General features: G+C 61.2%; 20 protein-coding genes. 14 read left to right on the top strand and 6 right to left on the bottom strand.

Translation table 11 applies throughout. From position 1 onward, the window contains the following. The first annotated feature begins 454 nt into the window (after window positions 1–454). From V5738_RS00730 to V5738_RS00720, 3 genes are read left to right on the top strand one after another with little or no spacing between them, the layout of a single operon-like run. Window positions 455–1,759, top strand: coding sequence for an ATP-grasp domain-containing protein (locus tag V5738_RS00730; protein WP_423822477.1), 1,305 nt, complete (start codon window positions 455–457; stop codon window positions 1,757–1,759). 28 nt (window positions 1,760–1,787) lie between these two features. Further along, complete coding sequence (locus tag V5738_RS00725; RefSeq protein WP_423822476.1) at window positions 1,788–3,809, top strand: CocE/NonD family hydrolase; 2,022 nt, start codon at window positions 1,788–1,790, stop codon at window positions 3,807–3,809. 25 nt (window positions 3,810–3,834) lie between these two features. Further along, a complete protein-coding gene (locus tag V5738_RS00720) occupies window positions 3,835–5,250 on the top strand; it encodes an amidase (RefSeq protein ID WP_423822475.1) in 1,416 nt (471 codons plus the stop codon). Between the two features lie 23 nt (window positions 5,251–5,273). Here the strand turns inward: V5738_RS00720 and ectA are convergent, their stop codons facing one another. Beyond that, on the bottom strand, window positions 5,274–5,783 hold the full coding sequence (gene ectA / locus V5738_RS00715; RefSeq protein ID WP_423822474.1) for a diaminobutyrate acetyltransferase: 510 nt from the start codon (window positions 5,781–5,783) through the stop codon (window positions 5,274–5,276). Between the two features lie 118 nt (window positions 5,784–5,901). Then, a complete protein-coding gene (locus V5738_RS00710) occupies window positions 5,902–6,303 on the bottom strand; it encodes a response regulator transcription factor (protein WP_423822473.1) in 402 nt (133 codons plus the stop codon). Window positions 6,304–6,989: 686 nt separating this feature from the next. Between V5738_RS00710 and V5738_RS00705 the strand changes: the two genes are divergently transcribed. Further along, window positions 6,990–8,144 (top strand): sensor histidine kinase, encoded by a 1,155-nt coding sequence (locus V5738_RS00705; RefSeq protein WP_423822472.1) that lies wholly within the window; start codon window positions 6,990–6,992, stop codon window positions 8,142–8,144. 91 nt (window positions 8,145–8,235) lie between these two features. Here the strand turns inward: V5738_RS00705 and V5738_RS00700 are convergent, their stop codons facing one another. Continuing rightward, entirely contained in the window at window positions 8,236–8,892 is a 657-nt protein-coding gene (locus V5738_RS00700; protein ID WP_423822471.1) for a cation diffusion facilitator family transporter, read from the bottom strand. Between the two features lie 602 nt (window positions 8,893–9,494). Between V5738_RS00700 and V5738_RS00695 the strand changes: the two genes are divergently transcribed. Beyond that, entirely contained in the window at window positions 9,495–11,228 is a 1,734-nt protein-coding gene (locus V5738_RS00695) for a PilZ domain-containing protein (RefSeq protein ID WP_423822470.1), read from the top strand. A 212-nt stretch (window positions 11,229–11,440) separates the two neighbouring features. Here V5738_RS00695 and V5738_RS00690 read toward each other — a convergent pair whose 3' ends face one another. Continuing rightward, window positions 11,441–11,698: a hypothetical protein gene (locus V5738_RS00690; protein ID WP_423822469.1), complete on the bottom strand. Its 258-nt coding sequence runs from the start codon at window positions 11,696–11,698 to the stop codon at window positions 11,441–11,443. Between the two features lie 519 nt (window positions 11,699–12,217). Here V5738_RS00690 and V5738_RS00685 point away from each other — a divergent pair. Beyond that, window positions 12,218–13,303, top strand: coding sequence for a Gfo/Idh/MocA family protein (locus tag V5738_RS00685; protein WP_423822468.1), 1,086 nt, complete (start codon window positions 12,218–12,220; stop codon window positions 13,301–13,303). Window positions 13,304–13,520: 217 nt separating this feature from the next. Here the strand turns inward: V5738_RS00685 and V5738_RS00680 are convergent, their stop codons facing one another. Continuing rightward, the gene (locus tag V5738_RS00680; protein WP_423822467.1) at window positions 13,521–14,423 is read right to left on the bottom strand and encodes a LysR family transcriptional regulator; all 903 of its coding nucleotides are present in this window, start codon (window positions 14,421–14,423) and stop codon (window positions 13,521–13,523) included. Between the two features lie 143 nt (window positions 14,424–14,566). Between V5738_RS00680 and V5738_RS00675 the strand changes: the two genes are divergently transcribed. From V5738_RS00675 to V5738_RS00645, 7 genes are all read left to right on the top strand, one after another. After that, window positions 14,567–15,406: an SDR family NAD(P)-dependent oxidoreductase gene (locus tag V5738_RS00675; RefSeq protein WP_423822466.1), complete on the top strand. Its 840-nt coding sequence runs from the start codon at window positions 14,567–14,569 to the stop codon at window positions 15,404–15,406. A 37-nt stretch (window positions 15,407–15,443) separates the two neighbouring features. Then, on the top strand, window positions 15,444–15,959 hold the full coding sequence (locus tag V5738_RS00670) for a (R)-mandelonitrile lyase (RefSeq protein WP_423822465.1): 516 nt from the start codon (window positions 15,444–15,446) through the stop codon (window positions 15,957–15,959). A 43-nt stretch (window positions 15,960–16,002) separates the two neighbouring features. Further along, entirely contained in the window at window positions 16,003–16,404 is a 402-nt protein-coding gene (locus tag V5738_RS00665; protein WP_423822464.1) for a (R)-mandelonitrile lyase, read from the top strand. A gap of 55 nt (window positions 16,405–16,459) precedes the next feature. Then, on the top strand, window positions 16,460–17,296 hold the full coding sequence (locus V5738_RS00660; protein ID WP_423822463.1) for a carboxymuconolactone decarboxylase family protein: 837 nt from the start codon (window positions 16,460–16,462) through the stop codon (window positions 17,294–17,296). 98 nt (window positions 17,297–17,394) lie between these two features. Beyond that, complete coding sequence (locus V5738_RS00655) at window positions 17,395–18,141, top strand: SDR family oxidoreductase (protein ID WP_423822462.1); 747 nt, start codon at window positions 17,395–17,397, stop codon at window positions 18,139–18,141. A gap of 63 nt (window positions 18,142–18,204) precedes the next feature. After that, on the top strand, window positions 18,205–18,447 hold the full coding sequence (locus V5738_RS00650) for a tautomerase family protein (RefSeq protein WP_423822461.1): 243 nt from the start codon (window positions 18,205–18,207) through the stop codon (window positions 18,445–18,447). Between the two features lie 706 nt (window positions 18,448–19,153). Next, the gene (locus V5738_RS00645; RefSeq protein WP_423822460.1) at window positions 19,154–21,370 is read left to right on the top strand and encodes a xanthine dehydrogenase family protein molybdopterin-binding subunit; all 2,217 of its coding nucleotides are present in this window, start codon (window positions 19,154–19,156) and stop codon (window positions 21,368–21,370) included. Window positions 21,371–22,393: 1,023 nt separating this feature from the next. Here V5738_RS00645 and V5738_RS00640 read toward each other — a convergent pair. Then, window positions 22,394–23,296, bottom strand: a complete 903-nt coding sequence (locus tag V5738_RS00640; protein ID WP_423822459.1) for a LysR family transcriptional regulator — start codon at window positions 23,294–23,296, stop codon at window positions 22,394–22,396. Window positions 23,297–23,441: 145 nt separating this feature from the next. Here V5738_RS00640 and V5738_RS00635 point away from each other — a divergent pair, with 145 nt between their 5' ends. Next, window positions 23,442–24,329, top strand: coding sequence for a DMT family transporter (locus tag V5738_RS00635; protein WP_423822458.1), 888 nt, complete (start codon window positions 23,442–23,444; stop codon window positions 24,327–24,329). Window positions 24,330–24,346: the final 17 nt, after the last annotated feature.

Here is a 24,346-nt window from a genome sequence, read left to right as displayed (position 1 = left end):
CGCAGGCCGATATGGCGGGCGCGTTGCTCTCGAAAGTACTCCACATACCGAGCCTCTTTGTCTTTGAGGCGGGAGCATGGGGTTGTCCTGCAGGTAGAGCACCTCGCATGAACGATATAAAGCCCTAGGGGTTGTCCCTATGAACTCGGATTGCCGCGTTTCCGTTCTAAAAATCCAACCCCCTCAAAGACCTCGAACCCTTCAAAGAACGCGAGTTCAAGACTGCAGCCAGTAACGAGCAATCCAAATTAAATTGCTATTTCATATTGCGCGCAACGTTTTCCTAGAATAGCAGCCGCTTCGGGCAAAACTTCTGAACCAAGCACGGGGTTTCACTTATTCCAACCGAAGCGGGCCAACCTCTACCGTCGCTTCCTTCGGTTGGGTGGGGCTGCTCGAACAGCGGTCAGCTCGGGCCGAACAGAACTGGTTTCATGGCTAGAGGCGTTCAATCATGAACGACGAGCAGAACATCGCAGTCATCGGCCTCGATGATTTCAATCTTGAGATGCTGCGTACCGTTCGGGATGCCGAGCGATACAATTTTTCCGGATTGATCGACTACGAGCAGATCGTTAACCCCGACAAGTATCCGATCGAGGATTTCATCCATTCGGCCCAGAACGATATGGATAACGTGCCGGGGGGCTTGAACGCCATCGTCGGCCACTGGGATTTCCCGACCACCAGCCTGCTGCCGATCCTGCGCGATCAGGCCGGCCACAATACGCCGAGCCTGAAAGCCGCACTGACCTGCGAGAACAAATACGGCACGCGTCTGGCGACCTCTGAAGTGGCGCCGGAACTGACCCCGCCGTTCGCCCTGGTCGATCCAAACGACGATGCGCTGCTGGACGACCCGCCGCTGGATTACCCGTTCTGGCTCAAGCCGGTAGTGGCGTTCTCCAGCACGCTGGGTTTCCGCGTCGATAATCGCGAGGATCTGCGGCATGCGCTCAAACAAATCCGTCAGGGCATCGGCAAGTTCGCCGCCCCCTTCGATACCTTCATGCAACGCGCCTTGCTGGGCGACCAGCGGGCCCTACTGCAGGGCAACTACTGTGTCGCCGAAGGCATCATCTCGGGCAGCGGCTGCACGGTCGAAGGCTATGTGCTGAACGGCGAAGCCTATGTCTACGGCGTGATCGATTCGCTGCGCGCCGAAGGCGGCTCGAGCTTCGTAGGGTATACCTATCCATCGAACCTGCCGCAGACTGTGCTCGATCACATGACCGAGAAGTCGAAGCAACTGGCCACGCATATCGGCCTCGACAATACGCCGTTCAACATCGAGTTTCTTTGGGACGAAGAGCACGACGATCTCAAACTGCTCGAAGTCAACGCGCGTATCTCGAAGTCGCATTCGCCGCTGTTCTTCCTGGTCGAAGGCGCCTCACATCACGAAGTTGCCATCGACGTGGCCATGAACAAGACGCCGAACTTCCCGAACGGCGGCGGCCCGTACAAATATGCGGCCAAGTTCATGCCGCGGTCCTACGATACCGCCCGCGTCACCCGCGTGCCGACCGAAGCCGATGTCGAGCGGCTGCGCGAACGGTTCCCGCACGCCATGTTCAAAAGCCATGTGACAGAAGGTATGCAGCTCGAGGATCTGCCCAACCAGGACAGCTATAGCTACGAGCTGGCGGATCTGTTTCTGGGTGCAGACGCCTACGAGGAACTGGCCAGTGACTTCCGGGAAGCGATGAAGATCCTGGGCTTTCGTTTTTCGCGCAAGGTACGTACGAACTACGAATGACATTCACGACGCCCACACAGGCGACCCCATGAGCCAAACAGCGCTAGCCAACGAAGACGAAGCCGTCGATGTCATCGAACACGTGACCATTCCGTTGTCCGATGGCACGGAACTGGCGGCCCGGATGTGGATGCCGAGCGATGCCAATACGCATCCGGTCCCGGCGATCCTGGAATATATCCCGTACCGCAAGCGGGATTTCACCCGCGATCGCGACGAAAGCCTGCATCCGGTATTCGCCGCCCACGGTTATATCGGCATCCGGGTCGATTTGCGCGGCAGCGGCGATTCGGAGGGCGTGCTCGAGGACGAATACCTCGAGCGCGAGCTCCAGGACGGCATCGAAGTCATCAATTGGCTGGCCGAGCAGCCCTGGTGCGACGGCAACGTCGGCATGATCGGCATCTCCTGGGGCGGCTTCAACGGGCTGCAGATCGCCGCCCGCCAGCCGGAGCCGCTCAAGGCCGTGGTCAGCGTCTGCTCGACCGACGACCGCTATGCCGACGATGTCCACTATATGAGTGGCTGTCTGTTGGGCGACAATCTGTCGTGGGCATCGGTGATGTTCGCCTTCAATTCGCTGCCGCCGGATCCGGCGCTGGTCGGCGATAAATGGCGGGACATGTGGTTCGAGCGCCTGGAAGGCAGCGGTCTGTGGCTAGAGAAATGGCTCCAGCACCAGACCCGTGACGACTACTGGCAGCACGGTTCGATCTGCGAGGACTATGCCTCGGTCAAGACCCCGGTGATGGCGGTCAGCGGCTGGGCAGACGGCTATACCAACTCGGTATTCCGGATGCTCGACAATCTGGACGTACCGACCCAGGGCCTGGTCGGCCCCTGGAGCCATAAGTACCCGCATCAGGGCGTCCCCGGCCCGGCCATCGATTTCCAAGGCGAGGCGATCCGCTGGTGGGACCGCTGGCTCAAGGGCCACGACAACGGCATCGAGGACGAACCGAAGCTGCGCGCCTGGATGCAGGAAAGCGCGCCGCCCTCCGGTAGCTACAACTACCGGCCCGGCTACTGGGCGGGCGAAATGAGCTGGCCGCCGCAGCGTGAGGAACGGGTCTACCAGCTCGAACCGGACCTGCTCACCCAGAACTTCGACGATCCGGTAGTTGGAAACCACGACGTCGAGTCGCCGCTCAGCGTCGGCCTGTACGCCGGCAAGTGGTGTTCTTATTCGCTGGGGGCCGATCTGCCCCACGACCAGCGCGAAGAAGACGGCGGCGCCCTGGTCTTCGATACCGAAATTCTCGAAGAAGATCTTGAACTGCTCGGCGCCCCGGTCGCGGAGCTGGAGCTGTCCTGCAACCAGCCGACCGGCATCGTCGCGGTGCGGCTATCGGATGTGGCGCCGGACGGCAGTGCGACGCGCTGTACCTACGGGCTGCTCAATCTAACCCATCGCAACGGCCACGATCAGATCGAGGAAATCGAGCCGGGCAAGCGCTATCGGGTCCTGGTCCAGCTCAACGAGCTCGGCCAGATCTTCTCGGCCGGCCACTGTGTGCGGCTGAGCGTGTCCTGCTCTTATTATCCGCTGGCCTGGCCGCCGGCCCAGTCGACCCGTCTGACCGTGCATACCGAGAATTCGCGGCTGCGGTTGCCGCATCGTCCGCGCCAGCCCAGCGACAGCCGGATCGGCTTCGATGAACCCCGCGAGTTGGCCCCGATGCCGATCGAACAACTCGCCGAGGGCGACCAGCGCTGGCTGGTGCATCGCGATCTGTACAACAACCAGTCGCAGCTGGAAGTGATCAAGGACGGCGGCAAGTTCCGGATCGAAGATATTGATCTGACCGTGGCCCACGACACCCGCGAATACTACAGCTTCAAGGACGGCGATTTCCGTTCGCCGGCCGCAGAAGTCGTGGCCCATCGCACGTTGGAGCGCGATGACTGGTCGGTGTACGTCCGTACCCGGACCGTGCTGACCGCCGATCCGGAGTATTTCTATATCTTCGCCGAGATCGACGCCTACGAGGACGATCGCCGCGTCTATTCCTATAACTGGAACCGCAGCGTGACCCGCTACGGCGTCTGAAGTTCTCACTACCGGTCGCACCGATATGGACAGTCACGAGTATGCGCACCTAACCGCGACAGACCTGCTGGCGCGATTGAACGCCGGTCAGGTCACGGCCAAGGAACTGGCCGAATGTGCCTTCGAGCGCATCGCAGCCACCGACTCGTATCTCAATGCGTTCTGTCGCCTGCAGAAACAGACCACGTTCGAGACCGCGCGCAACGCCGATGAACGCTATCGGATGAACCAGCCGCTCGGCCTGCTCGATGGACTGCCGGTGGCGGTCAAGGACGCCTTCGACATGATTGGCTGGCCGACCCGGGACGGCTCGCGGCTGAGCGATAGCGAGCCTAAGGATTTCGATGCACCGACCGTGGCGGCCTGTCGTCGCCACGGCTTCGTACCGATCGGCAAGACCACGACTCCGGAGTTCGGCTGGAAGGCCGTCACCGATTCACCGCTGACTGGGATCACCCGCAACCCCTGGAATCCCGACTTAACGCCGGGCGGCTCCAGCGGTGGCAGCGCGGCGGCCGTCGCGGCCGGGGTCACACCGTTGGCGCTAGGTGCCGATACCGGCGGATCGATCCGGGTGCCGGCCAGCTTCTGCGGCGCGGTCGGCTTCAAGCCCTCCCACGGCCATGCACCGGTGCTGCCGGGCAGCCACCATGACAAGCTCACCGAGCGGGGCCCGATTGCCCGGACCGTGCGCGATGCCGCTCTCCTGCTGGACGTGATCACCGAAAGCGATCCGAGCACCCCCCAGCAAGGTATGCAGGCTGGAAGCCAGCCGCGTCCAATCGCCGGCGACGTACGTGGTCTGCGGATCGCCTATAGTCCCTATCTGGGTCTGGATATCGATATCGATCCACAAATCGAGACGGCCCTCGACCAGGCCGCGGAAGCCCTATCGCGCCAAGGCGCCCGTGTGATTCGTGCCGACCCCGATTTCGGCGCCGACCGACACACACTGCGACAGGCTTATCACACTCTGTTCTTCACCGAGACCGCGGTGATGGCGCGCGGCTGGAGCCAGGCCCAGTTCGAACAGCTCGATGCCGATCTGCAGCCCATGATGGGCCGATATATCGATACCCTGGCCTCGGACTATCTGGATGCCGACAGCCGGCGGGTCGATCTGATGCAGCGGATGACCGACTTCCACCGCGACTACGATCTCGTACTCTGCCCGACCGCCCCGGTACTGCCCTTCGAGGCCGGCCGCGAAACCCCGGCCGGATGGTCCGAACAGCGCTGGACCAGCTGGGCTATATTCACCTGGCTATGGAATCTGACCGGCCAACCGGCGATCACCGTACCCTGCGGTTTCAGCGACGATGGCCGCCCCGTCGGCGCCCAGTTCGTCGGCGATCGACACGGCGACGAACGGGTCATACGGGCCGGCCAGCTGCTACAGCAGGTCCGCCCGCTGTCCCATCGAGTCGCCATGGCTGATTAAACCGCCAAAGACCGGCGCGCGACTCAGGTTCCGGTCTTCGGCGTACGCAACGGGCCGACCTGGTATAGATCTTCTGGATAATCGTTGTCGGCCCCGAAGCGCTCGGCATTGAGATAGCCTTCGACCACCTGGCACTCGGCCTCCTCGGCCCGGGCCAGCGAATGAAACACGCCCTGCGAGGCGCGATTGCTGGCCGTGACCGTAGCTTCCAGCGTTGCAACGCCCCGGCATATCGGGCGCGCCAGAATATGCTGGAGCATGGTGACCGGCAGTTTCAGCCCACGACCGGCCTCGGAGACCCCCATCTGCCAGAGGAAATAGGTCTCGGCTTTTTTCGGATGCAGATAGCCACTGACGAAGCCGACCAGCTCACCGTCGCGCTCGGCGACCGCGCTGGTCTCGGAAAAATGCGTACATTGCAAAAGGTTGCAGTAGACCGAGTTCTGGGCCAGTGGATGCAGCGCACGCACGAACTGGTGTAGCCGACTGCCGTCATCCAAATCGGGTTCGCGTACCGTGATTTCGGCGGTCATGACATTCGTCTCGCTTGTCGAAGCAACATCGGATTCGCCCGGCTGCGGGCCAACCGTGCACGTTTTCGTAGCCCAGACTCTATAAACAGGCTAGCCGCCCTGGCGGCACCAGGGCCGCTCAGAACTCGCCGGCGCCGAGGGCGAGATCGGGTACGACCTCGAGCTCGCCACACACTCGTGCAATCGTTGCCAGCAGCTGTTCCGGGTCGAACGGTTTGCTCAGGAATTCTACTTCGCCTCCGGCCACGGCGCTGACGCGCCGGGATTCCAGATAGGCGCCGGTCATGAAAATAATCGGCGCCTTACCGATCATGCGTCGGCATAGCGCCGCGCCGCTCATGCCCGGCAGCAACCAGTCGACGATCAGACAACAATAGTCGCTGTTGCCCGTATCGCCTAGGAATGCTTCAGCAGATGTGAACATCCGGGCATGAAAACCGTCGCTTTTCAAAAGCGCGATGATCGAATTCGCCACTGCGACGTCATCATCGACGACCGCAATCAAGGGAGCTTCAGACATAGAACCAGGCCAAGCGAAATAATACGAAACGCCGGCGGATAGAGAATTTCGGACTCGACCGCCCGTGCATAGAGACCCTGTTTTCCTAGTTCGCTTCCCGCCAAGACATACGATCGAAAGTTGCGTCGTAGGTAAAAGCTCGCAGGCCACCGATCCACCGGCCGGCTTTGATTTTTTTCGAAACCAGGTTCGAGTCTCTATTCGCCGACACGCCCCATACCGGCACAGATCGTTGCCGGTATCGCGGGTCCAGGCCGGCGATTGCCCGGACAGCTTACATGCGCGCCTCGGCTCGGGCTGATCCGGGAAACTATATAGATTATCCAGCCTTAAATCGGATCAGCGCTGCGGACAACGCCCCTTTCAAACGGGCTGGCCGAGTTCGATACGACTGGACAGCCTCGTGATTATTGCACTGCCCCTCGGGAAATCCCGAGTCTTATCCGGCCGGCTGGGCATATAAAATACATAGTCGTTCAGGCTGCTATAAAACCGGAGCGAGTGGTCGTAACCCAAGCGGCTGCGGTGCCCGCCGCTATCGCGCTGAACCGGTTTTCCCTCATGCACCGGGATCGCAAGCCGATCGCCGGCCACAGGAAATTCAAACCATGCCGCGAACAATGGGCCGAGCCTTGCTGGCCATCGTCAGCTGACGGAATGTATCGATTGAACGGGAGTGACTACTGATGCTTTCACCTGAGCAGTCGGGTCAAGATTGCACTCAATGGACCGACAAGAAGCTGCGACTGCTGGCAGACATCAATAAGGCCGCAGTGGCCTATCTGGATCGCGATCGATACTTCCAGTTGACCAATGCAGCTTTCGACGAACGCTTCGGGGCGCCCGAGGGGGCGACCCGCGCCTGTGACTTCTTCAAAGGCGTTTGCTCGCCCGCGGTCGACGACTATCTCGAGACCACGATTTCGCGGGCGGAATCTCTAAACGCCCAACTCGATTGCGGCAATCAGTGCGGCGATACCGAACGACTTCGGCTCGAGACCATTCCTTGCGAAGAAAACGATAGCATCGACGGGGTCTTTTTGCTGTTCGACCCGATCGAGACCCGGTCGGTCGAGCTCTACGAGGAAACCAGCGGCACGGGCGAACACAAACGCCAGAATCATCTGCAGCGGATGGCGCTAATCGGTGAAATGGCTGCCGGCCTGGCACACGAAATTCGCCAGCCGCTGTCGGCGATCGGCAACTATGCCGATGCGATCATCCGGATGCTGGACAACGACCGGCCGGCGACCGACGTCAAAGGCTTGGCCGCCCGTATGTCCGACCAGATCGCCCGCGCGGATCGCATCCTGACTAATACCCGGAACGTGATCGGCCAGGGCGACCATGCCGAACAGAGCTTCGATCTGCGCCGGATCGTCGATGACACCATCACCTTCGTCGAACGCCGTACCCGCGAACTGGATGTCGATGTCCGCTTGGCCGTGGCCTCATCGTTGCCCAACGTACAAGGCAACCCGGCCCAGATCGAGCAGATTCTGATCAATCTGGCAACCAACGCGCTCGATGCCATGCAGCATTGCGACGAACGCGTGCTACGCATCGATATCTACATGGTCTACGACAATGTCGTCTGTATGCGCATGCGCGATACCGGGATCGGTATCGATTCCGAACAACTGCCCTCGATCTTCGAGCCTTTTTCCAGCAACAAAACCGACGGCATGGGCATGGGGCTGGCGCTAAGCCGGGCACTGGCCGAGCAGCACGGCGGCCAGCTGCGGGTCGAAACCGACCTGGAACAAGGCGCCGGCTTTGTTCTGGAACTGCCGGTACATCCCGACGAGCGTGGCACAGCCTCGGCCGCCAGCAATGCATAGCCCACACGAGGCGTAGTGCACGAATCCCGACTAGAGCGCCGGTACAATCGCTAGCGGCTGAGACCCCCAGCGGCTCCAAGGCCGGGCGGCATCACGGACGCGTTTCGGCATCGCCCCCAGCGACAGCAGTCGGCGCGGCGTCACTATAACGCTGGCGCGCCTGTTTAAGCACGCCTATCGAAGATTGTAGGAACAGGCCCGCAATCGCCGTACCGATGAGCACGTCCGGCCACACACTGCCGGTCAGGGCCACTAGTACACCCGCCAAGATCACGCCGCTGTTGGCGAACAGATCGTTGCGCGAACAGACCCAGGACGAACGCATGTTGAGGTCTTCGTCCCGATGTCGAGTAAGCAGACACAGGCAGACGATATTCGCAGCCAGCGCCAGCCCGCCAATGCCAACCATCGAAAGTGCCATTGGCGCCTGTCCATACAGTGCCTTGACCACCGCCTCGCCCAAGACCAACCCCCCGAAGCCCAGCATAATCACGCCCTTGACGCCTGCGGACACCGCTTTCCAGCGCAGACTGCGCCCGATGACGAACAGGCTCAGCCCATACACCAAGGCATCGCCCAGCATATCCAGCGAATCACCCAATAATGCAGTCGAACCGGCCCACCAACCGGCTCCGAACTCGACCACGAACATGACGCTGTTGATCAACAATACCACCCAGAGCATGCGTGCCTGACGCTGCTGCAGGGCCTGCAAATGGGCATCTTCTTCGCTACAGCAGCCTGCCACGATCGACCTCTACGATGTCCGCATCTGCTTTGGATTGTAATGAGTCTGCAGCGCGGACGACACAGCGATCAGCCTGCCGTATTTCTCAGCCGGACCCGACATCGCCGACCACCATCCGAGCTGCATTCATGGGCCTGAGAACCCCGACTATCCGGCCGCCGGGCGCTAGCCCTGCGGCTGCAATCAGCGCTCACGCCCTGCACACCGGTCATACCCCGCGATTATCCTGCAACGATTGGCCCTGGCCGCTCAATTAAAACAAATAATTTGCGTATATTTAAAGATATAACGTCACCAACGCAGGCTATAATCGGGCCAACACGCTGCTATCGAGCCCAATCGAGCCCAATCGAGCCAGAAGTTCTGTACGGTTACCCTGCTGTCTGGAATAGGTACTTAAAGCAGTAGCGTGTTTGCCATTCTGAATATCGGCCCTATTGTGGCTGTCAAAACAATCCAGATTCTCGACCCCATCTCGTATCGCTTGGCCCTGTCAGGCAACTCTTATCGCGACCCTTGCCCGCCTTTAGGCCTTGATCGATGCGTAACTCTCTGTTTTTAAGGAAATAAAAATTTCCTTAAATTTTCAATAGGCATGGCTCATGGCTCCCGCTCGCCGCTCCGAAAACCCGTCGGCCCAAGTCATTCGATCACTACTCAAGCACGAACACGAGCTATCGGTGTACGCGAAAAACGCGATCTACGCCCTGACTGCGCAAGTCGCCGAGCTCGACGTTGAGTCCGGTCACCTGGTGCTCGAAGTGGAATACAGCGGCAAAGATATCGACCGCTACTTCAACGACGGCCGGCTAAATTTCGACATCGAAACGCTCGAACCTGCCGAGCCCGATGAACGCGAAGCCTATAGCTTGAGCAACGTGGTCGCGAGATCTGTCAAAACCGACAGCACGACCTACCGTCTGGATTGCCAGCTACCGGACTCAGTTTTCGTCAAGGAATACCGTGGGGCGATTCGTATCCCCTTCATCCTTGGCATGTACGCCCGGGCCAGTCTCGAGGTTTACCCGCACGAGCTCATCATTGATGGTCGGGTGCGTGATTTGTCCGTAGGCGGTTGCAAGGTCGATATCCCCATCGCCGACAGCATCGCGCTCGCGGTCGGCCAGAACCTACCGGGCATTACCTTGGAATTTCCCAACGGTGAGCGCCTGTTCGTCGAAGGCTGCGTACGCCACATGCGTCCGTTCGGCAACCACGGCCAGGTCGCCCTCGGGATCGAATTCCTCAATCTGGCTACAGCCCAGTCGGAATCGCTATTTCATTTCGTCAACGAAACCGAACGCGAAGCCGCCTACCGCTCGGGCGTCAATAATAAGCTGACGACCCATTCCCGCTTGTTTATTGCCAGCACGAAGGAGAAACAGACTCTGCGCCGCGAAGAGCAGGAACGTCGACAGCGCGAACGCCAATCGCCGATGCAACGCGGCGTAATGGAAATCGCCCATCAACTCCAGGTCGCGCTGATGTATATGAAAAACCGCGATCTCTTCCCAGAAGAAATTCTGTACGACTGCGCTGATACCCTGCTGTACCTGCTCGGCCAGGACCGCAAAGCCCTGCTCTACGCGCTGGCGTTCCTACGCGACGAACCGGAATGGGTACGTCATGCTGTCCAGGTCGCGGCCCAACTCGGCGACATGATGCTGATCCGCGACGTACATTCGATTCATGTACGTGAAGCGATGCTGGGCGCACTGATGCACACCATGGGCAAACCCTTGTTGATCGGACAGGAATTGCCCTCGCTCAAGGCCAATGCCACGCCCCGCCAGAAAGAGATATTGCGTACTCACGTCGCAACTCTACGCGACCAATTGCAATCTTTAGGCTGGACGCCCAGTCCGACCTGCCTGGATATACTCGACAATGCCAATGAGCGGCTCGACGGCTCCGGATACCCTTCCGGCAAGCGCGGCGATCAACTGTCCGAGCGCGTACGGCTGATTTCCGTCATCAAGATCGTCAACAAGCTCGTCCATGAGCGCAACGGCACGGCCTCGCGTACCCCGTTGTCGGCTTATCGCTGGGTCAATGACGCGGCCGAAAGCTTCGACAAAACCATTCTTGTCGAATACATCCAGTGCTATGGCTTATATCCGATCGGTAGTTTGGCCAAATTCTCCGGCGGCTTTCTGGCCTGGATCATGGATATCAACGGCAAAGGCATGCCTACCCGTGTTCATGTGGTCAAAAACCTCGCCTTCAGCAACACCAATATCGACAACATCCTCAGTAACAAAGACTTCTTCCAAATCGGCAAGCTCGAGGGCATCGTCGATCCGGTCGATTATGATATTCCCATCGGAACGACATAAAACCATAGCCTCGACCGGCCCGAAAGCCTGGCCGGTCGAACACCAGGACTCGCCGCAGCCAGGCCGGCGCCCGCTATGTTGAGCCATACCACGGCTGCCAGCCGAGCAGCCGCTGACGGATCAACGATCATGCCCGTCTCAGGGGCTTCCGTTCGATCGACCGATACGGCACAGCTGAGCCACTCATTTACCCCCCCTAAAACTTAGATCTCTTAGCTGCCGCGATTGGGGGCCAGCCCTATGACGCCCGAATAAATCATCCATATGCCCTGGAAGGTTCCGCGGCGCGACACCAGCATCCACGATGCCTCGAGCCCTATGGCTCGTTCGCCCAGTATGGGCTTCGCCGGCGGCCCGAGACCGGCAAACGCAGCCCAATCCGAGATTAATAAGACAGACTTATTAGCCTTTTCAGCCAGCGCCGATGATCGATCGAGTCGCTTGCCGTTATCTTGAACCGAGATATCCACAGGCTTATGGCTCGATCTTATGGGACGGCTTTATACAGTGGCTTCGGGTTTGCATGGCCACATCGTGTCTCGGTCTGGCGCGCATGACACCGATCGCATGCCAGTCATCCAAAAACTGTCCAGTACGTCGATGGATGGCAGCGGCCGAGCCGGCCAGCCGATTCGATAACCAGAGGATGGGCGACCTGGCCCCCCCCGCCCCATCCAGCTCGGCAAGGCCGATACGGCAGCGCGACCAGCCTGGAACCACTCGATCCCAAGCGTCCGCGCCCCACCGCCATTCGCCTACCATGCCGCGGGCCCGCCAAACGACACTGTTTCGAACGCGGGCGTATGCGGGGCTCGTTCGCCGCACCTGGCCTATGCATCGGCACTCGTTCATCCACTGGAAGGCAGTGCTGCAGCGCCCAGCAAGCGCCGCCAGGCGCCGATGATCATCGTTTATGCACGCCCCGACGCCCGGTCACCGAATCGGATAGCGCTCACCCCTTATTTTCTGGACTGACGAAAGGATCCCGCATGACTAGCAATGTGATTCGTGTTGGCTTTATCGGCCTCAACCCAGACTCGCACTGGGCTGCAACCGCGCATATGCCGGCCCTGGCTTCGCTGAAGGACCAATTCGAAGTGGTGGGTGTGGCCAACAGCAGCGCCGAAAGCGCCCAACGCTCGGCCGAAGCCTATGGCCTGGCCCATGCGTTTCCCGACGCCGATGCGCTGGTCGCCTCACCCGAGGTGGATCTGGTGGTGGTCACGGTCAAGGTGCCGCATCACCACAGCCTGGTCACCAAAGCCCTGAAAGCCGGCAAGCATGTCTACTGCGAATGGCCGCTCGGCAACGGTTTGGCCGAAGCCGAGGAACTGGCCGACCTGGCACGGCGTCAAGGCGTAATCGCCGCAATCGGCACCCAGGCACGGGTCGCACCGGAAGTACTGCATTTACGTCGCCTTATCGAAGACGGCTTCGTTGGCCAGGTCTTGTCGACCTCGATCATCGCCGACGGCGGCCATTGGGCCGACCGGACCAGCGCCGATTTAGCCTATCTCTACGATGCCGCGAACGGCGCCACGATGTTGATGATTCCGTTCGCCCATACCTTGGCGGCATTGCGCGACGTGCTGGGCGACGTGGAACAGTTCTCGGCCGACCTGAGCATTCGCCGGCCTATGGTCACGATCGAGGACACCGGCGAAACCTTCGAAAAAACCGCGGCCGACGAAATCACCGCAACCGGACGGCTCGTCGACGGCACCGCCCTGTCCATGCACTACCGGGGCGGACTGTCGCACGGCACCCGATTGCTATGGGAAATCCACGGCAGCGAGGGCGATATCCGAATCACCGGCGATAACGGCCATGCTCAAATCGTACAGCTCTCACTCGAAGGCGCCCGCGCCGGTGATCAGGCACGGTACTCCGTAATGCCACCGGAATCCGACTACACGGATCTGCCGGATACTTCGGTCGCTCGCAACGTGGCGGGCGTCTATGCCCGGATCGCAGACGATATCGCCAACGACACGCGTACGGCCCCCAACTTCGACGAGGCCGTTGCGCTGCACCGGATTCTCGACAATCTCACGCACTCGGTCCACGGCAAGTAGCCGCGGCGGCTCCGCGGCTGGCCTTGAGCCAAACCCCGAGCAGGGAGCGGGCCGGCCGCGGTTATTCGAGTGCTTCTGTATGACAGATCGAACCCATATCCAAGACAGGACGCGGGGGCACAGCTCGCTTAAGTCATCAGTACGCCTGCCGTGGGCGAGGGCTTCAAACAACGGCAGAGCGGTCGATCCGGCTGGCCTGCCCCAAGGGCATTCGATGTCACCCACCCGGCGGTCGATATCTCAAACCATCGACGACCGTCCTTAGGGCCCGAGAAGACTGGCGCCGCGACGGATAATAGAGATGATGCCCCGGCCATATGGGCGCCCAATCGTCGAGAGCAGTTTCGAGCAGGCCGGCATCGAGGTCGGACTGCACCATCTCGAGCGGCAAAAAGCCGAGCCCGAAACCGCGCCGTACCGCCCGCCGGATTTGATAGAGCGTATCGAAAACCAAGCGTCCGGGCACACGCACATCCACCGCCTGGCCTTTGCACTCCAACTCCCAGGGATAGACCGCCCCGCGGGTCGGCAGCCGCAGATTCGCGGCCTTGTGGCGGGTTAGATCGTCTGGAGTTTCGGGGCGCGAATGCTGGGCGAAATAGGCCGACGTGCCCACGATCACCATGCGCTGTTCCACCTGGAGCGGCACGGCGATCATGTCCTGCTCAATGTCCGGTCCCAGCCGTACGCCGATATCGAAGCGGCTGGCCACGATATCGGTCAGCCCGTAATCGGTACCGATTTCCACCGTGATCTCGGGATACTGCTCGATCACTGTTTCCAGACGCGGCCAGAGAATATATTCGGCCACGAAATCGAAGGTGTTGATACGAATGGTGCCGGCCGGACGTTGCTGCTGGGATTGCAGCTCGGCAACCTCGGCTTCGATATCGGCAAAGCGCGGCCCCAGCATGGCCAGCAGCCGATCGCCGGCATCGGTGGTCGAGATACTGCGGGTATTACGGGCCAGCAGCCGTAACCCGAGCCGCTGCTCAAGCGACTTCATCGACTGGCTGAGTGCCGACTGGGATACGCCCAGCTGGGCCGCCGCCCGGGTGAAACTGCCCTCGCGGGCAATAATAACGAAAGAAAACAGATCGTCGTAATAGCGACGCGGCATCAGGCAACCTGGACTCGGCAGGGAATTAAGAAGCTAGCCTAATAAGACTATTCGGTTTCCGAGTATGGATATGCGGTGCGCTGGCGACAAGAATAAGGGCATCCGTTGCCGCATGAACCGGCGCTCACCAAAGAGGGGATGGGATGTCCAAAGTCTGGCTGATCGGCGACGCCGATTCCGCGCTGGGTCTATTGCTCACCCGCTCGGCATTAGCCGCCGAACAGGCGGTGATCGCGATCACCGCCGATGCGCAGCAACTGCGCTGCACGCTGGGCGCACAATACGGCGATGCCACTGATCTGTATCCCCTCGAGATCGACTGGCGCGACCAATGGCAGATCGTCGGCGCTGTGGAAAAAGGCATCCAACGCTTCGGCGGCATCGATGTCCTGATCAACAATATCCAGGCTGCCTGCCTCGGCTATTTCGAAGCACTGCGCGCCGAGGACTACCAAAACGCCTTTTCGGCCCATGTCTTGGCCACCATTCACCTGACTCAGGCTGCCCTGCCCTGCATGCGAGCGCAGCGCTATGGCCAGGTGATTAACTTCGGCGCTTCGGAGACCCAAACCGATATGCCCGGCTGCACTGCAGTCAATGCTACCGGCTTCGCGGTCGAAGGCCTGTCGCGTTCGCTGGCCGAGGAAGTACGCCCCTTCGGCGTGTTCGTATCCTGTATCAAGCCACAGGTTTCTGGCATCAACCAGCCGGCACTGGACGGGGCCGAGCATTGGCTGACCGATTATCTCGACGCTCCGGCCTACCCCGACCAAGCCGTCTGCAATACAGACAACGAACCAATCGAGCCCCCCCTGCTAGGCTGCGCAATCAAGACCCTAGTGGCCATGGCCGCGCCGCCGAGCCTGTTTTGCGTGCCGCCGGCTCACGAAATAATCGAAGCACCGGGCGAGCCGGATCAAGATTTGACGTCATCGGGGCGCAATCCAGCATGCTCGTTTAGCAATGAGTATGTCTATATCTAATGCCGGCCGTTGCTATCACCGGTTTTCAATAGAGAGGATGAGTATGACCCATCGCTATCTCGCAGTATTTGCCCTGGCACTGGCCAGTGTGACCACTGCTGGCACCGCAGTAGCCGCCAGCCAGTCCGGCGCCACCGATTCGGCGGATAAAAAGCTCAAGATCACGCACGAAGCCGACCGTCCGACACGCACCGATCTATCGAAGTACTTCACCGGCCAAGCTCTGGTGAACCCGCTGTTCTCGGCCGAAGACGACTCCAAGGCCACCAGTGCGGTCGTGACCTTCGAGCCCGGCGCTCGTACCAACTGGCATACCCACCCGATCGGCCAGCAGCTGGTCGTGACCGACGGCGTAGGCTGGGTGCAGATCGAAGGTCAGCCCAAACGCACTATTCGCGCCGGCGATGTGGTGTGGATTCCGGCCGACGTCAAGCATTGGCACGGCGCGAGCGCCGATCACAGCATGACCCACATCGCGATCCAGGAACGGCGCGATGGCAGCAATGTCCACTGGCTCGGCCCGGTTAGCGATGCCGAGTACCAGGCCGACTGACGACATCTAATAATTTATTCAACCGCGAAGGAATCAATCCATCATGGATATCAGCCGCAACGGCACCCGGCCGTCCAACCCGGGCCCCGACGACTACTTCACCGGCACGGTGCGTGTCGATCCGCTATTCAACGCCGATGACCCGGCCCGTTCGGCCGGCGCCAGCGTCACGTTCGAGCCCAAGGCACGCACCGCCTGGCATACCCATCCCTATGGCCAGACGTTGATCGTCACCGCCGGCTGTGGACGTGTCCAGCGCAAAGGCGGGCCGATCGAAACCATCAATCCGGGCGACGTGGTCTGGTTCCCGCCGGAAGAAAAACACTGGCACGGCGCCGGCCCGGATACTGCGATGACGCACATCGCGATCCAGGAAAAAGGCGAAGATGGCCCCGTGACCTGGATGGAAAAGGTCACTGACGCCGAATACGAAGGCCGCGAGTAGGCCTTTGCGTCGGCGCCCGGGCCACGCCGGGCGCCGGCCTCAACAGGATATGCCCATGCTAGATCGAAGCGCGCGGAGCCGCCTGCGGGCGACTGTTTTCGCCCTGATGCTGGCCGGTTCGGCCAACGCCGTTGCAGCCCCGGATACTGCATCCTCGCCCGCCCAGCCAGATCTGTCACAAACGCCAACTTTGGAACAGATCGGCGAAGTCGCACCGGCACTAGAGCGCTATTCCCGCGATGCCATCCGCGACAATCTCTGGCAACGCGATGCGCTGTCGGCCCACGATCGCGCCTTGGTCACGGTCGCTGCCCTGATCGCCCGCGATCAGACCGGCGATATGACGTTTTATTTCAACAAGGCCCTGGATAACGGAGTCAGCCCGGCCGAACTTGGCGAAGTCATCACCCAGATGGCGTTCTATGCCGGCTGGCCCAACGCCATGGATGCCGTCAACGTCGCTCGGCCTCTGTTCGAAAAGCGCGGCGTGTCCCAAGACCAGCTGGCCCCGTCCAAGCCGGATTTGGCCCCAGTGGACAAGCAGACCGAAGCCAAACGCCGCGCCTCGGTCGACAACATCGCCGGCGAGGCTTCGCCGGGTGTAGTGACGTTCACCAACGATGTCCTGTTTGGCGATCTGTGGCGGCGCCCTGCATTGAGCCCGCGCAACCGCAGCCTCGTTACCGTGGCGGCTCTGGTCGCGACCGGCCAGGACAAGCAAATCAAGTTCCATCTCAATCGGGCCATGGATAACGGTCTGGACCAGGCTGCAGCCTCCGAGATCCTGACCCAGCTGTCTTTTTATTCTGGCTGGCCGAAAGTCTTTTCGGCGATCCCCGTATTCAAGCAGGTGTTCCAATCTCGTTCGAGCACGGATTCACAGTCCAACTGATAGCCAGCAGCCCCCAGCCGCGAAACGCTGGTCGATATTCATCTTAATTAATCGGCGCCTGGGCTATGCCAGGTCACGATCCGTAGCGGAGTTGTAAGATGACTGATCCCGTTCAAAATAAAATCGTCGTCATTACCGGAGGCAGCAGTGGTCTTGGCGAAGTGACCGCACGCCACTTGGCCGAGCACGGCGCCACCGTCGTACTTGGCGCCCGCCGACTCGACCGTTTGCAGGCGATCGTCGACGACATCCAGGCCAACGGCGGCCAAGCGATGGCAGTCCAGACTGACGTCACCGACCGCAGCCAGGTTCAGAAGCTGGTCGACACTGCCGTGTCCGAGTATGGGCGGATCGACGTAATGCTCAACAACGCCGGCCTGATGCAGCAGTCCGCACTCGAACGACTCAAGATCGACGAGTGGGACAACATGATCGATATCAACATCAAGGGCACGCTGTACGGTATCGCCGCCGCGCTGCCCCAGATGCAGAAGCAGAAAGACGGTCACATCATCAACGTGTCGTCGGTCGCCGGGCACAAGGTCACACCGGCCGGCACGGTCTACTGTGCGACCAAATATGCGGTACGCGCTATCAGCGAAGGCCTGCGCCAGGAGGTCAAGGACTACAACCTGCGCACGACCATCATTTCGCCCGGCGCGGTCGCTACCGAGCTGCCCTCCCATATCACCGATCCGGAGGCCTCGGAAGCGATCAACGGCTTTTACCAGTCGGCGGCCATTCCGCCGGATTCCTTTGCTCGCGCGGTGTACTACGCGATGAGCCAGCCGGCCGAAGTCGATATCAACGAAATCCTGTATCGGCCGACCGCCCAACCGATCTGATCCCTGCCTACGGCGCTGTGACGGCGCCGCGGGTTCTTTATTGCGACCATCACAGGTACAGCCATGCCGCATGTCAATCTGAAAATCGCCGCCGGCCGATCCGATGTCATCAAGCACGAACTGGCCGAGGCGATCGCCGACGACCTGGTCCGGATCGCCGGTGCCAATCCAGCCCAGATCTCGGTAGCGATTGAAGACGTCGAGCCCAAGAACTGGGCCAACGACGTCTACGACGTAGAGATCGCACCAAAAGCAGAATGCCTGTACCGCCGCCCCGGCTACGATCCCGAAGACCTGCCGCGCTAGGGCGTGTCGAGGTTTCGTGCGAGTCCACGCCCAGAGCTGTTTTGCAGGGCTGTTGGGCTACACCGCAAGTGCGGCGTCGTTGCGCGACGTCAGTAAGCGGCAACGCGGGATGGCGCCCCAACCGAAGGAGTGCGCCCCAAATCGCATCTAGCCGCGTTACAAGCCTGGGCCGAGACACGCCCAGAACCGTCGGCTCGCGCCTTGCCAGCCACGATTTAGTGCAACGACGCGGCGCTCGGACGAAACCTCTACACGCCCTCGGACGGATCAACCAGGGCCGATCAAGCGATTCGTCGCTGGGGCGTCGGCGACAACGCAAGGCCAAACAGACGCCGTACAGTCAGGCGTCGCCAGCGCGCTGGACCACCGAACCGCCGCGCCAAGTTCCTCGGCTTGGGCCACGAGCCACACCGGCCGGCTGCGTATCTTGTTGCGACCGGCCCGATCGGGCGGGCGCGACTTACTGTTTCTACAGCCCATATCCGCGGCGCGCCGATGCAGCCCGGAGCCGGGATCTCGATATCCCTTCAAGGTACGCAGCCGACCAACCACGCCGAACACGTGGCCCGGTCATATTCGCTACACTCGAATTCAACCGACCGCCCAATTCGCCGGACCGAAACCAAGCCTGCCCAGGCCGTTCAGGCGTATTAACAGACGGCGCCGACCCAGCTTGCGCGCCGTCTACCGGACAACGGAGCAGCTTATGAGTCGCGAGATCATCGGTGCCGCCAAACCGCGTATCGACGGGCCAGCCAAGCTATCGGGTACCGCCACCTATGCCGCGGATCATTACCCGCCCGGTCTCGCCTATGCCTACGGCGTGTTCTCGAGTGTGGCTGCCGGCCGAATCCGATCGATCGACACCGCTACCGCCGAGGCAATGCCCGGCGTGATCGCAGTACTCCACCACGGCAACTTTCCGCAGTTGCACCGTGCACCGAACCAGTTTGCCAACGGCACCAAGGTCGACGAACCCCGTCTGCCCTTCGAAGACGAGCAAGTCTATTATCCCGGCCAGTTCGTGGCCCTGGTGGTGGCCGATAGCTTTGCCGCCGCCCGCAGTGCCGCTGCGCAAGTCGAGGTGTCTTATCAAGACAAGCCGCCGACCACAAATCTGGCCCAGGGCATGGCAGCCCAGACGCCCAAGCCTGATCCAAGCACTGGCCACCAGCGCGGCGATGTCGATTCGGCCTGGCCACAGGCCGCCCATCGACTGGACGTGGTCTACACCACGCCGGTCGAAACCCACAATCCGATGGAGATGCATGCCACAACGGCTGCCTGGGACGAGGCGCAGCAACGCCTGATGTTCTATGAATCCACCCAGGGGGTGATGTTCGCCCGCAACACTATGGCCGCCATCTTCGGCCTGGCCCCGGAGCAGGTCGAGGCCCGCTCGCCCTATATCGGCTCCGGGTTCGGCGGCAAGGCCTGGATCTGGCCGCATGCCGTGGCTTGTGCGGCCGCAGCGCGCCGCGTCGGCCGACCGGTCCAACTGGTCGTACCGCGAGCGTATATGTTCACGACCACCGGCCATCGCGCCGCGACCCACCAGCACATCCGCATGGGCACCGACGCCCAGGGCCGGCTGACGAGTCTGGCCCACGATACTGTGAACTCGACCTCTCCAGTCGGGCGCTATGTCGAACAGTGCGGGCGCTGCACGAAGCTGCTCTATGCCTGTGACAACGTCCAGGTGACGCATGCCACGGTCGCGATCAACCACGGCACGCCGACCTCGATGCGCGCGCCCGGCGCCACTCCCGGCATGTTCGCCCTAGAATCGGCCATGGATGAAATGGCCCTCCAGACCGGCCTGGACCCAGTGGAATTCCGGCGGCGCAACTACACCGACATCGATGGCAGCCTCGACAAACCCTTTTCCAGCAACCATCTCGGCAAGGCCTTGGAACAGGGCGCCCAGCGCTTCGGCTGGTCGCGACGTGATCCGCGCCCCGGCTCGATGACCGCGGGCCACGACGTCCTCGGCTGGGGAATGGCAGTGGCCAACTGGGAAGCCCAGAAGGTTGGCGCCAGTGCCCGCGTCACCCTCGGTCGCGATGGCCGAGTCCAGGTCTCCTGTGCGACCCAGGATATCGGCACCGGCACCTATACCGTGCTTGCCCAGGTCGCCGCTGCCCACCTCGGGGTGCCGACCGCCTCGGTGGATGTCGATATCGGCGATTCGCGCTACAAGCCGGGGCCGATCTCCGGCGGATCGTGGGTCACGGCCTCGGTCGTGCCGAGCGTGACCCAAGCCGCCGATGCCGCCGTGGCCGACCTCAAGGCCCAGGCAGTGGCCGAAGGCGGCGTACTTGAAGGCCATGATCCCGAAACTTTAGGCTTCGACGCAGGCCGCCTCGAAGCCACGGATGGTGCCTCTTTCAGCGTAGCCGAAGTGCTCGCCCCGCAGCGTCTGGCGTCCGCCAGCGGCGAGGCAAAGACCGAGGCCGGTTTGAGCGAAGACTATTCCTATCACTCCTTCGGCGCCCATTTCGTCGAAGTACGCTGGGACCCGGGGATTTCCCGGCTGCGCGTTGCCCGGGTGGTCAGCGCCATCGACGTCGGACGGGTGGTCAACAAACGCATGGCCGCCAATCAGGTTGAAGGCGCGATCGCTATGGGCATCGGCATGGCCTTGTTCGAGGCCACCGAATACGATCCACACTCGGGGCGGCCCGTGAATAACGACTATGCCGAATATCTGGTGCCCACCCACGCCGATTTTCCGGAAGTGGATGTGATTCTGCTGGACTATCCGGATACCAATTTCAGCGAGTTCGGCGCCCGCGGTATTGGCGAGATCGGCCTGACCGGGCTGCCTGCGGCGATCGCCAACGCGGTCCATCATGCAACCGGGCGACGCGTTCGCGACCTGCCGATCCGGCTGGATGACTTGATGGGCCAGCACGCCGTGTGATCCTAGGGCGCGTCATCACGAGATACGCCGTCGCATGACGCCCCCATATCGGGTCAGGCAAGGCATCGGCCGTGCGCGTAGCGGGCCCCCGCTCAAGGCCGACAACACCATATGGCGCGATAGGCAGGATCACCCACGGGGCGCTGGGCCCTCCGGCGTGATCGTTCGCTCGCGTGGCCAGACCACGCCACGCTCACGATGCCTTGGCTTGCCGCCGCAGGACCACGGGTGCGGCGGCGTGTCTCGTGACGACGCACCAGACGGCTACCCAGCCCGTCTGGCGCTCGGCGGCCGCCGGCCAGCCAAACGAAAACAGCCTTTCCCACGGCGCCGGAAAGGCCAGCATTCGAAATAAGCGATCAGACAATACCGCCACCGGTTTGGAACGATACTTTGCGGCGCGCGGCTTATAACCCGGCAACGCGGCCTCGTGACACTCGCCTGCCCACCGATATTTTCTACTTTATATCGTTTATGGCCATATGCAAGACCATATCTGCCACAAATGACCTTAAATTCTGAATAAAACCGCGCTATTCGTTGTATTATAAGCTTTTATTCTCCCATTAGAACTTGGCCTAAGCCTCGCATTGGATGATTTTTTACAACTTCGATAAAATTTTCGCCGCTGTGATTTTCGATACTCCGTGATCAAACGCATTTATTTAAAAAATTAGACATTTCGTCTTATAATGCCGCCACTTCGCGCCCCAGCCGCTACGAATCATCGCCTACCGATCGATTCGGCCTGCCCTCAGCCTCAACGCCTCTATCGCCGGTTGCTATTGCTGGCGTAGTCGCCGGCGAGCTTGGGCTGGCCGTAATGCCCAACGACAACCCGATCGACAAGCGGACTGGTCCTTTTTCGAGCGAGCGGCTGACGACCCAGGCGGATTTAGAGCCGCTGCAGCCGTTTATCGCCCCCTGATCGAGCGCGTGCTCGGCCGGTCTTGGCCCGCGCCGTCCCGGGCCGGAGATTCAGCAAGCTAGGGCGATCCGGCCGGAACCGGCGACTGACCCGGCTCATTCCTGGCGAAAATGCTCGATGAAGGCCCGCAGCAACCCAAGCTGGCGCAGCGACTGCGGGTAGTACAGGAAAAAACCGGGCCGTGCAGGCGTGAACGCCGTGAGCAACTGGACCAGTTCGCCACGATCGAGGCTGTCCTGGACCCCGCGTTTGAGGGACCAGCCGATACCCAGGCCCTGGCGAGCCGCGGCCACCACTGTTCTTAGATCATCGAAAATCAGCGTACCGCCTGGCTCGACCGAGACCTCGCCGCTCTCGGTTACAAAACGCCATGCCGCGATTCGCCCCGAACTCGGCTGGCGATGCCGAATACAGAGGTGGTGTAGTAGATCCCGAGGCTCGGCCGGCATCCCGTAGCGCGCCAGATAAGCCGGCGTAGCCACATAGGCCGCCGGCTCCTGCGACGACAGCCGCACTGCGACCTGATTGTCCTGCAGATGATCGCCGAGCCGGATACCGGCATGCAGCCCATGGGAAGTTAGATCTAGGAGTGCTTCATCGATGCGCAGGTCGAGTTCGATGCCCGGATAGGCCGCCTGAAACGCGGCCATGCGCGGCGCGATGAGCAGCTGCCAGGCCCGATACGGCAGCGTGATGCGCAGCCGCCCTGCGCGCAGCCGGCTGGCATCGCGGACCGAGTCCAGCGTTTCTTCGACCGCATGCAACAGATGGGCGCTGCTGTCGTACACCGCCTGTCCGGCGTCGGTCAGCGTCAGCGATCGCGTGGTGCGCAGAAACAAGGGCGTGCCGAGACGCTTTTCGAACGCCTTCAACTGATGCGATACCGCCGGCGGATTGACTCCGAGCACCCGGGCCGCTGCGCGCAGCGAACCCTGCTCGGCGATAGTGATGAAGACCTGGAGCGCTGCCAGTTGGGCGCGATGCTCGGCACGGCTCATTGTTCGATTTTTTCAAACACTGCAGTACGACTTACCCGACTATACGACATGGTCGCACCCTGAAAAGCTGGTTTCACGGCTTTTACACAACACGTCTATGCGCCCACTGCTGCCCCAACGCTCTGCCACCCTGAGGGGTGTTGTCATGATCGTGGTGACGGTATTTGCCATGGCCTTGGCCGATGCCATCGTCAAAAAAGCCAGTGCCGATATGACGCTATGGCAGATTTATGTGCTGCGATCGGCCCTGGTACTACCGGCTCTACTCGGGCTGGCGCATGGCGCTCTCCGAACCGGGCCCCTGCCCTGGATTCTGTTGCGCAGCCTGGCACTGACGCTGATGTATCTCGCCATCTATGCCGCCATTCCCTGGCTCCAACTATCGGTGGTCGCGGCTTCGTTATATACCGGGCCGTTGTTCATCGTCGGCCTGTCGGCACTCTGGCTGGACGAACCGATCACGGGCCGACAATGGACTGCTATTGTGATTGGATTCGCCGGCATGCTGTTGGTGGTTCAGCCGTCCGCCGCCGGTTTCAAACCCTGGGCCTTGCTGCCCGTAGCCGCGGCCGGGCTATATGCCTTAGCCGCCGTGATCACGCGCGCCCGCTGCCAACATGTGCCGGCATCCGTGCTTGCCTTCTGGCTCAATACAACACTGTTGCTGAGCGGGCTGAGCGCCAGCCTGGCGCTCGAGTACGCAGAAACGACCCTGGCGAGAGACTATCCGTTTGTCTTGTCGGCCTGGCAGCCGATGACGTTCGCGGATGGCCAGATCATCGTAGTGCTGGCGCTGTTGATGCTCGGCATCAGCCTGGGTCTGGCCCGTGCCTACCAATCGCCGCGGCCCCAGGTGATCGCGACTTTCGACTATAGCTTTTTGATCTTTGCAGCGTTCTGGGGATTCGTCTTGTTCGGCGAACTGCCCAATCGATGGACGCTGCTCGGGATGGGGCTGATCGCTCTGGCCGGCGGCGGCGTTCTCATAGATACGCGACGAATCGAGCAGCCCGCCCGAGTGGGCACCGATTGAGCGCATTCGCGAGGCAC

Source organism: Salinisphaera sp. SPP-AMP-43, assembly GCF_049568105.1.
GTDB lineage: Bacteria > Pseudomonadota > Gammaproteobacteria > Nevskiales > Salinisphaeraceae > Salinisphaera.
Note: the sequence above shows the minus strand (reverse complement) of the source record. Positions and strands in the feature narration are given on the sequence as shown.

Bases quoted from the DNA above. Each gene is read 5' to 3' on its own strand.
- V5738_RS00730 (WP_423822477.1), top strand. From the start codon at position 455: ATGAACGACGAGCAGAACATCGCAGTCATCGGCCTCGATGATTTCAAT.
- V5738_RS00725 (WP_423822476.1), top strand. From the start codon at position 1,788: ATGAGCCAAACAGCGCTAGCCAACGAAGACGAAGCCGTCGATGTCATC.
- V5738_RS00720 (WP_423822475.1), top strand. From the start codon at position 3,835: ATGGACAGTCACGAGTATGCGCACCTAACCGCGACAGACCTGCTGGCG.
- ectA (WP_423822474.1), bottom strand. From the start codon at position 5,783: ATGACCGCCGAAATCACGGTACGCGAACCCGATTTGGATGACGGCAGT.
- V5738_RS00710 (WP_423822473.1), bottom strand. From the start codon at position 6,303: ATGTCTGAAGCTCCCTTGATTGCGGTCGTCGATGATGACGTCGCAGTG.
- V5738_RS00705 (WP_423822472.1), top strand. From the start codon at position 6,990: ATGCTTTCACCTGAGCAGTCGGGTCAAGATTGCACTCAATGGACCGAC.
- V5738_RS00695 (WP_423822470.1), top strand. From the start codon at position 9,495: ATGGCTCCCGCTCGCCGCTCCGAAAACCCGTCGGCCCAAGTCATTCGA.
- V5738_RS00685 (WP_423822468.1), top strand. From the start codon at position 12,218: ATGACTAGCAATGTGATTCGTGTTGGCTTTATCGGCCTCAACCCAGAC.
- V5738_RS00680 (WP_423822467.1), bottom strand. From the start codon at position 14,423: ATGCCGCGTCGCTATTACGACGATCTGTTTTCTTTCGTTATTATTGCC.
- V5738_RS00675 (WP_423822466.1), top strand. From the start codon at position 14,567: ATGTCCAAAGTCTGGCTGATCGGCGACGCCGATTCCGCGCTGGGTCTA.
- V5738_RS00670 (WP_423822465.1), top strand. From the start codon at position 15,444: ATGAGTATGACCCATCGCTATCTCGCAGTATTTGCCCTGGCACTGGCC.
- V5738_RS00665 (WP_423822464.1), top strand. From the start codon at position 16,003: ATGGATATCAGCCGCAACGGCACCCGGCCGTCCAACCCGGGCCCCGAC.
- V5738_RS00660 (WP_423822463.1), top strand. From the start codon at position 16,460: ATGCTAGATCGAAGCGCGCGGAGCCGCCTGCGGGCGACTGTTTTCGCC.
- V5738_RS00655 (WP_423822462.1), top strand. From the start codon at position 17,395: ATGACTGATCCCGTTCAAAATAAAATCGTCGTCATTACCGGAGGCAGC.
- V5738_RS00650 (WP_423822461.1), top strand. From the start codon at position 18,205: ATGCCGCATGTCAATCTGAAAATCGCCGCCGGCCGATCCGATGTCATC.
- V5738_RS00645 (WP_423822460.1), top strand. From the start codon at position 19,154: ATGAGTCGCGAGATCATCGGTGCCGCCAAACCGCGTATCGACGGGCCA.
- V5738_RS00640 (WP_423822459.1), bottom strand. From the start codon at position 23,296: ATGAGCCGTGCCGAGCATCGCGCCCAACTGGCAGCGCTCCAGGTCTTC.
- V5738_RS00635 (WP_423822458.1), top strand. From the start codon at position 23,442: ATGATCGTGGTGACGGTATTTGCCATGGCCTTGGCCGATGCCATCGTC.